Origin of the sequence: Nostoc sp. NMS4 (assembly GCF_017115095.1) — a bacterium.
In the GTDB taxonomy this organism is placed as follows: Bacteria; Cyanobacteriota; Cyanobacteriia; order Cyanobacteriales; family Nostocaceae; genus Nostoc.
In genome coordinates this window covers 1-8,189 of the sequence record NZ_JABXKI010000332.1, presented here as the reverse complement: position 1 = coordinate 8,189, position 8,189 = coordinate 1, and the positions used below count along the sequence as shown (strand labels likewise).

Here is an 8,189-nt window from a genome sequence, read left to right as displayed (position 1 = left end):
TTGAGCTTTACTGTAATATCTTTGTACTTCAAGTTGAAGTGCGGAATATGGGTTTTAACGGAATTGCGTCAAAGCATTCTCAATGAACTAGATGAACCTGAGTTTAAGCAGTTGGAATTGTTTAATACCGCAGAGAAGGAACAGTTCGAGCGCAATGTCAACAGTCTTAAGGTGAGAGTAGAGCAAATTCCCGCAGAAATTGAGCGCGAAGTGGCTGCAATTCAAGCTAGGTTTGCAAATCCGACACCGCGACTGTTTCCCTTGGCGGTTACTTACTTAATTCCCCAAAAGCTAGCACGGTGAGTATAACTGTAAATATAATTACAAAGTTAACTTGCGGAAATATGGTTAAAACACATTCGTTTGCAATTCTTGCACCTGTTCCAGAAATGCACTTGCTTTCAGCGATGGAGACAATAGCTAACTTAGAGCATGAATTAAGTGATGAAACGGTTAAAACAGCTTTCGGAAGTATGGATTTTGAGCTATTTCGTAAAGTTGATGAGTTGCGGGGAAATAAAAGTGTGGAAGTATTAATTTATGCTTCCTATTCAGATGCAGATCAACCTTTAGACTCAGAAGCATCTTGGCATGGTTTATACATTGGTCATGTCAATTCTCGCAATGGCAGATATCCAGGTAAAGCTCAATTTCGTCCGCCATCTACTGTTACTGATAAGCCGACTTGGGCTAGTTTTTGGGAAGTGCAAGATTTGAAACCACTAACTTCTCCTAGAAAAATTGGCTCTTTGAAAGGTTTAGGTAAAAAGTCTTATTATAATTCTCGCTTTATTCCTGAAGGGCCATTGTTAATTGAATGTCCCTGAATTTTTTTGTTTAATTAGATAAATATTTATTAATAGTTCATCTCAAGTTCCCAATACATAATCTTAAAAAGAATAAAAACATGACCAAAAATGGACTTATTGTTTTAGTACCTTACAAGACAGGACAAGAATTTTACTCCGAATATGATTATGAAAATGGAGACGATGAAGAAAATGAAGATTTTTTAGAAACGAATGAAGACGATGAAGCTTTTTTAGAAGCAGATGAAGATGAGAATTTAGCTTATCTTCCTATTTATGTTGAAACAGAAGATCAGGATTTAGCTTTAATGGCTGTTGCTTACGAAGCTTGTCAATGCAGATACGTAACTTTCTCATCATCAATTGCAACAGCACAAGAATGGGAAGATAGAGGTTATCCAGGAACTGTAAAAAACCCAGGAGTGGATTTACCTGCTAGCGATGAAGCTTTTGAAATCCCTGAACCAGGAGATTGTTTTTGTTGCGCTAGTATGGAAGACTACGAAGTTATCACACCAGAAGAAATGATAAAAAGATTAAAAATATCAAAAGCAAATTATATTCTTGTGTATTTAGAAGATGATGATGACTTATGGGAAAGTTTCAATGATTGGTGTGTTAATTTTTTGAATTATTCTATTTTCTTACCTAAACAATAAATCTCTATTAGCTAAATTTTAACTTTCAAAACTTAACCCAATTCCCAATTCCCAATTCCCAATTCCCATGTCTACAGCCCGTCACCACGCCGAATGGTTATCGCTAGTTGAAGCTTCTGGCCCCTTTCTCAGTCTACCTGTACTCCTCAAAGTATTTCCTAATGGTTTAGATGCCCACGATCCAGAACACTTAAAGCTATTACGATTAGCATACGAAGAATGGCAAGATAATCAATTAGGGGCAAAACCTGAACCAGCAATTCATCGGGCGTGGGTAGATTTTGTGCTGCGGCAGACTTTAGAATTGCCGGATGAAGTTTTATTAACAGGTCAGCGCATTCCCACGGGGCTGGTTGCCACAATTGCTGAACAGGGTGAAACTTTGCGTCCCGACTGGGTGGTAGTTTCAGCCCTCACCCCAGCCCTCTCCCAGGGGGAGAGGGGGCAAGATCAAGATGGGGTGAGGAGGGGGCAAAATCGCCCCTCGCCTAGAGGGAGAGGGGACGGGGGTGAGGGCAAACTTCTCATTGCTTGTAATAATGACCAGGAATTATTTAACCGGGTGTTGCCTTTGGCTGGGTTAGTACGATTGGATACTTTAGGTTATCCGGTGGTGATTCCTACGGGAAGCGTGTATGTGACGCAGGGAAGCGATCGCCGGGAGACGGGGACACACTACACGCCGCGCAGTTTGACGGAAGAAATTGTGCAGTACACTTTGGAACCGTTGGTGTATGAGGGTGTGGCTGAGGGGAAGCCGAAGGAACAGTGGAAACTCAAGTCAGCAGCAGAGTTATTAAAATTGAAAATCTGCGATATGGCGATGGGTTCGGGGGCGTTTTTGGTGCAGACTTGTCGCTATTTGGCGGAACGGTTGGTGGAAGCGTGGGAAAATGCGGAAAAGGCGAATCCGGGGAAGGTGGTGACAGCACCGGAGGGAACTTTATCTAAGTCGCGTCCAGAGGAGTGTGTAATTCCCAAAGATGCGGATGAACGGTTGATGGTGGCGCGGCGGATAATTGCGGACAGGTGTTTGTATGGGGTGGATAAAAACCGCTTGGCGGTGGAAATGGCAAAGTTATCGCTGTGGTTGATAACGTTGCAAAAGAATCGTCCGTTTACCTTTGTGGATCATGCCCTGAAGTGTGGGGATTCGCTGATTGGGGTGAGTTTGGAACAGTTGCGTTATTGGAATTTAGACACAACTGGGACACCGGAGTTATTTGCTGAGGAGATTCGGCGGGAAGTTGATAAGGTGATTGAGTTACGGCGAGAGATTGCATCGCTTCCGGTGTTGACGAGGGAAGACCAAAATCGCAAGGTGTATTTATTGACAGAAGCGAATGCGAGAAGTTTTGATTTACGCAGAGGTTGCGATTTATTGGTTGGGAGTTATTTTAATGATTGGTCGGAGAAGGAAAGGGAAGGTTTAAGGAAGACTTTATTAACTACTTTTCGAGATGGTGCAGATATTCCTGATGGGATGGGTAAGGCTTTACCTGATTTTGAAAAGTTGCGTCCGTTTCATTGGGAGTTGGAATTTCCAGAGGTGTTTGTAGCGAGCGATTTATCGCTTAATAATGATAAGGGTGGCAAGAAAAGCACTAAAGTGCTGACTACGAACGAAAATCAAAAGTTAGGATTTGATGCGATTGTCGGAAATCCGCCGTTTATGGGTGGATCAAAAATTACAGGTGCATTGAGTACAGATTATCGAGATTTTTTAGTTAAATGGATTGCGAATGATAAACGCGGTAGTGCTGACCTTTGTGCTTATTTTTTCTTAAAAGCAAAACAGTTATTAAATAGTAATGGTGGATTTGGTTTAATTGCAACGAATACCATAGCGCAGGGTGATACGCGAGAGGTAGGATTAGACCAATTAGTAAATGATGGTTGTATTATTAATCGTGCTGTATCCAGTAGGAGATGGCCTGGTACTGCTAGTTTAGAAGTTGGTTATGTATGGTTACGACAAGGTAATTGGTTGGGTAAGTTTGTTTTGAATGAGAAACCTGTTAATGGAATTACAACTTTTTTGGCAATACCCGGTAAAGTAGTAGGCAACCCTTATAAACTTGAGATTAATGCAAGTAAATCATTCAATGGTAGTAAAGTGTATAGACAAGGTTTTGTGCTAATTCCAGAGGAAGCACAAACATTAATTGAAAAAGATCCAATAAATAAAGATGTTTTATTTCCTTATTTAAATGGTGAGGATTTAAATTCACGTCCTGATCAATCACCAAGTCGTTGGGTGATTAATTTCAAGGATTATCCTTTAAATGCTGAACATGATGATGATCCTAAAAAGCCTAAAGGTAGACCTTATGCAAGTGATTTTCCTGATTGTTTAGCCATTGTAGAGGAAAAAGTTAAGCCAGAGAGAGATAAGAATAATAGAAAAGAAAGGCGTGAGAACTGGTGGCATTATGGAGAAAAATGCCCAGCACTATATGATGCGATCGCAAACCTAAAACGAGTCTTAGTAACAGCAGCAGTTAGCCCAACAACAGCTTTTCATTTTTCAGATACAGGAATTGTATTTGCACATAAACTTATCGTTTTTGCTATACAGGAATCAGAAGCATTATCTATTTTACAATCAACTATTCATCGTGAATGGGCATATAACTATAGTTCCACTCTTGGTGGTACAACACTAAATTACTCCCCCTCAGATTGCTTTGAAACCTTCCCCTTCCCCACATCAACCGCAAACCTAGAAGAAATAGGCGATCGCTACTACAACCATCGCCAAAATATCATGCAAACACGCCAAGAAGGATTAACCAAAACCTACAACCGCTTCCACAACCCCGACGAAACCGCCGCCGATATTCAACAATTGCGCGAATTGCACATAGAAATGGATAATGCTGTAGCTGCTGCTTACGGTTGGCAAGATTTAGAATTATCTCATGATTTCCACCAAACCAAACAAGGCTTACGCTTCACCATCAGCGAAACTGCACGGCGAGAAGTGCTAGATAGATTATTAGAATTAAATCACCAACGCTATGCTGAAGAGGTAGCACAGGGTTTACATGATAAAGGCAAGAAAAAAGGTAAATCTGGAAGTAAGAAAAAGGTGCAGGTAGAATCTAAAAATCAAGATAATGATAATGGGCAATTGAGTTTATTTTAGGTTGAGAAAATGGAAGATAAACCCTCACCCCAACCCTCTCCCAGAGTGAGAGGGAGTAAAGAAAGAGAAAAAGACAGTCAAGAAAAAGAACCACAGAATAAAAATAAACAAGAAAAATATAACGATAAATCTTGTCCCCCTCTCCCAGAGGGAGAGGGGCTAGGGGTGAGGGCAGAAATCGCTAAATTAGCAGGTAGCAACCGACAAATTCCCAAAGTATTATTAGAACGCGCCCGCGAGTTAAGAAAACAACAAACACCAGCAGAGCAAATATTATGGGAATGTTTAAGAAATCGACGTTTATTAAATACAAAATTTCGCCGACAACATAATATTGGTAGATATATCGCTGATTTTTATTGTCACGAAAAGTTATTAATTATCGAGTTAGATGGTAGTATTCATGCAAATAAGCAAACTGAAGATTCTATTAGAGAAAACTGGTTAAATTCTAATCACTTGACTGTAATCCGCTTTAGTAATGAGCAAATATTTGATGATATCGAGTTTGTTTTACATACAATTGCTCAAGCCCTCATCCCCTAGCCCCTTCTCCCCAAGGGAGAAGGGGGACTGGAACTAGAATTTGGCAGGGTGGGTTATAAGTTTTCACCAATTAAATACCTTTTTTACAAACCGATTTTCCCAATCCTTTTCATGTTCATATTCATCTAACCAAACCTTTAAATCAATTGCATCTGTAAATTCCATAAAAGCTATTGCAAATCCTTCTAACTGTTGCAGATTCAATCCGCGAATGCGTTCGGATATTCCAGGTATTTCTTCCTCAAGTTCACTAATATCACAAAAACGACTACGAACTAAACAATTAAACAAATGATATACACCTGGATATAAAATATCTTCATCATTGACTGACTGTTGCATAAAATCTTCACTCAATAATTGATCAGATATTGACATAGTACATTGTTACCATAAAATAAATGGTCTAGTGTTGTAAAAATATTAATTAATTTAGATTTACTTTAATTTATATGAATACGGATTATATAAAAAGCCGGAGTTAAAAACTCCGACTTTATCACTTTATAGTTTATCAACACCTGAAATTAATTTCTTTCTTGTTCGTCTAACCAAGCTACTAAATCAGATATTTCTGAAAAGTCTAGTAATCCTTCTGCTAAATCATCTAGCTTTTCAACAGATAGCACTCTAATTCTATCAATCAATGATGAATCTATTTCGCCAAACCGTCTATTAAGCTGGCGTATAATTGTACGTTCTTCACCTTGCTTATCTCCTTTCTGCAAAATATCCTGATAAATTACAGATTCTTGCATAATTTCCTCTCCTAAAAATTGCTGAATTAAATCCTTCTCAAACTTCAAACCTGCTAATATTTCTGTGTAAGCGGCGATATTTTGCCGAGTTTCCCTATCTGAGATTCTAGCAACACTCTGGGCAACCTGCGATAATAACCTTTGGGGTGAATCTGTCTGTGTTAAAGGTGCTAACGGTAATTATAAAATTGCATTTGATATAATCAATAGATAACTTTACTTTTTGATTATTCATTGAAACTGATAAACTGAGGGAAAATTTATGCGAACAGTACCAATCCAATTACCTGAAACAGTGTTTTCAGCACTCCGCAAAAATCCTGAAGAATTCATCCAAGAAATGCGAATCGCAGCAGCAGCAAAATGGTATGAATTAGGTGAAATATCACAAGCTAAAGCAGCAGAAATTGCTGGGCTAACTCGTGCTGAATTTATTAATGCATTATCACGCTACCAAGTAGACTTTATGCAATATACTGCCCAAGAGTTAGCCGAGGAACTAACAAATGTCGATTAATCGTGTAATTATTAATTCTTCACCGTTAATTGTGCTTTTAAAAAGTCAACAAGCGCAATTAATTCCACAATTATTTACAGAAATCTTAGTTCCATCAGGTGTTTTTGAAGAAGTCACCACAAAAGATGATGTTGCAGCAACACAATTACCCAGTATGTCTTGGATACAAATAGTAGAAGTTAATACTATTGCTCCTGTTGTAGCAGCTTGGGATTTGGGAAAAGGAGAATCACAAGTATTGAGTTTGGCACTAAAAAATTCAGACTATGCGGCTATTGTTGACGATAGGGCAGCACGACGCTGTGGACAAGCTTTAGGTGTTACGACTATTGGGACAGGAGGTTTGCTGATATTAGCAAAAAGACGTGGATTGATCCCCAGCATATAGGAGTACTGCGCGTTAATCACCGCACTACCCGCGAAATTAACGAAGCTGCAATATCTTACTTGGCAAATTCGATTTTAGATGATGAGGGAATGGGGAATGGGGAATTGGGAATCGGAGAAATTTCTCGTTCTCCAGCTAGAGACTATATCCACAATGGCCCACCACCGGCTGTCCGTGCCGTAAATAATCCAGGGGATGAAGCAGAATTACTGGTACGATTTTGCAAAAGTGCTGCCCGTGAATTTCGGTTGGGTATTAACGCTTGTGCCGTAATTGTGCCGACAGAAAGTGCTGGTACAAAAATAGCTGGTCAACTTTCATACTTAGGGTTAGAAGCGCATTTCATGTCTAGCAAAGACTTGGACTTAAATAAACAAGGTGTTAAAGTTATTACGCTTAAAGCTGCGAAGGGGTTAGAATTTCCCATTGTAGCGATCGCAGGATTTTTGGATGCAACCTATCCAACAATTCCCAAAGGTACACCGGAGGATGAAATTACAGAAATTTTAGCACGCGATCGCCGGACTTTGTTTGTTGGTATGACTCGCGCTATGCGGGCATTGTTGGTTATTGTTCCTGCAAGCAACTCTTCTCTCCTCTTGGAAAAATTCGATTCTCAATTGTGGAATCTTGGGAATAGGGAATAGGGGATGGCGAATTGAGAATGGGGAATAGAATGATTATTAATATTTAGTAGGTTATTACTTTTATCAGCAATATGGAAATTATTAAGCTTCCTTCTGTACTTCCAGGTGAATTAGATTTATTAAATATCAATAAACAACTGCGTGAACATCAAATTCAGCTTGATTGGAGTGCGGTTGTGTCTGCACCAGAATCTCAGCTTGTGGTTTTGCTGGACGGAATTGATCAAGTAGAAGATGCCGATTGGTTGATAAATGGAGATATTGCAGAGAAAATTGCCACTGATATCATCAATTTTTTTAACAAGCAGAAGCCGAAAGTTAAAAAATCGCGTTCTAAGAAAAAGCCGCTAGAAACTAAAGTAACTCCTCAACTTTGGGAACAGAGGAAACTATTAGAAACGCAATTTATACCTTCAACAAACGAAGGTCAATTATTAGAAGAAAAATTTATACTTGCGATTGATCCGCTTATTGAGGAAAAGCTAGAAGTAAAAGCAGATGAAACTAATAAAATTCTGGAATCGCAGTTACCCACACCTTATAAAATCCGTGATGAATTAGAAAAAGCAGTATTGGCAGATTTACTTGGGCCTGCGGGTGGTGAGGAAGAAGAAGTAGATGAGGATAGTGTAAGCGATCGCTATCTTGTAGGGTTACTCGCACAGGGGAAACGCATCTAATTTGTTTTGACAAAATGTAACTTATATGAACGCAGAA

General features: G+C 39.3%; 10 protein-coding genes and 1 pseudogene. 9 read left to right on the top strand and 2 right to left on the bottom strand.

The features are described 5' to 3' along the window. From HWQ37_RS29935 to HWQ37_RS29915, 5 genes are all read left to right on the top strand, one after another. Positions 1-303, top strand: a 303-nt coding sequence (locus HWQ37_RS29935) for a hypothetical protein (protein WP_292754039.1), incomplete at its 5' end; no start/stop codon positions are given. 41 nt (positions 304-344) lie between these two features. Next, positions 345-827, top strand: a complete 483-nt coding sequence (locus HWQ37_RS29930) for a hypothetical protein (RefSeq protein ID WP_292754038.1) — start codon at positions 345-347, stop codon at positions 825-827. Positions 828-907: 80 nt separating this feature from the next. Continuing rightward, the gene (locus HWQ37_RS29925) at positions 908-1,468 is read left to right on the top strand and encodes a hypothetical protein (protein ID WP_292754037.1); all 561 of its coding nucleotides are present in this window, start codon (positions 908-910) and stop codon (positions 1,466-1,468) included. 67 nt (positions 1,469-1,535) lie between these two features. Further along, the gene (locus HWQ37_RS29920) at positions 1,536-4,616 is read left to right on the top strand and encodes an Eco57I restriction-modification methylase domain-containing protein (protein WP_292754036.1); all 3,081 of its coding nucleotides are present in this window, start codon (positions 1,536-1,538) and stop codon (positions 4,614-4,616) included. A gap of 9 nt (positions 4,617-4,625) precedes the next feature. Further along, positions 4,626-5,162 (top strand): endonuclease domain-containing protein, encoded by a 537-nt coding sequence (locus HWQ37_RS29915; protein ID WP_292754035.1) that lies wholly within the window; start codon positions 4,626-4,628, stop codon positions 5,160-5,162. Between the two features lie 63 nt (positions 5,163-5,225). On the opposite strand, the gene HWQ37_RS29910 is transcribed toward HWQ37_RS29915, so the two are convergent. Together HWQ37_RS29910 and HWQ37_RS29905 are read right to left on the bottom strand one after the other, a co-directional pair. Then, positions 5,226-5,540: a DUF4351 domain-containing protein gene (locus HWQ37_RS29910; RefSeq protein ID WP_292754034.1), complete on the bottom strand. Its 315-nt coding sequence runs from the start codon at positions 5,538-5,540 to the stop codon at positions 5,226-5,228. A 149-nt stretch (positions 5,541-5,689) separates the two neighbouring features. Continuing rightward, positions 5,690-6,100 (bottom strand): annotated as a pseudogene (locus HWQ37_RS29905) (DUF4351 domain-containing protein); the annotation flags it as partial. Between the two features lie 82 nt (positions 6,101-6,182). On the opposite strand from HWQ37_RS29905, the gene HWQ37_RS29900 reads away from it, so the two are divergent. The 4 genes from HWQ37_RS29900 to HWQ37_RS29885 all read left to right on the top strand — a co-directional run bounded on the left by HWQ37_RS29900 (position 6,183) and on the right by HWQ37_RS29885 (position 8,152). Then, on the top strand, positions 6,183-6,437 hold the full coding sequence (locus tag HWQ37_RS29900) for a UPF0175 family protein (RefSeq protein WP_292754033.1): 255 nt from the start codon (positions 6,183-6,185) through the stop codon (positions 6,435-6,437). Then, positions 6,427-6,825: a PIN domain-containing protein gene (locus HWQ37_RS29895; RefSeq protein WP_292754032.1), complete on the top strand. Its 399-nt coding sequence runs from the start codon at positions 6,427-6,429 to the stop codon at positions 6,823-6,825. The genes HWQ37_RS29900 and HWQ37_RS29895 overlap by 11 nt, the downstream gene beginning before the upstream one ends. Before the next feature lie 59 nt (positions 6,826-6,884). Further along, complete coding sequence (locus HWQ37_RS29890; protein WP_292754031.1) at positions 6,885-7,472, top strand: 3'-5' exonuclease; 588 nt, start codon at positions 6,885-6,887, stop codon at positions 7,470-7,472. A gap of 71 nt (positions 7,473-7,543) precedes the next feature. Continuing rightward, complete coding sequence (locus HWQ37_RS29885; protein WP_292754030.1) at positions 7,544-8,152, top strand: hypothetical protein; 609 nt, start codon at positions 7,544-7,546, stop codon at positions 8,150-8,152. Positions 8,153-8,189 lie beyond the last annotated feature (37 nt).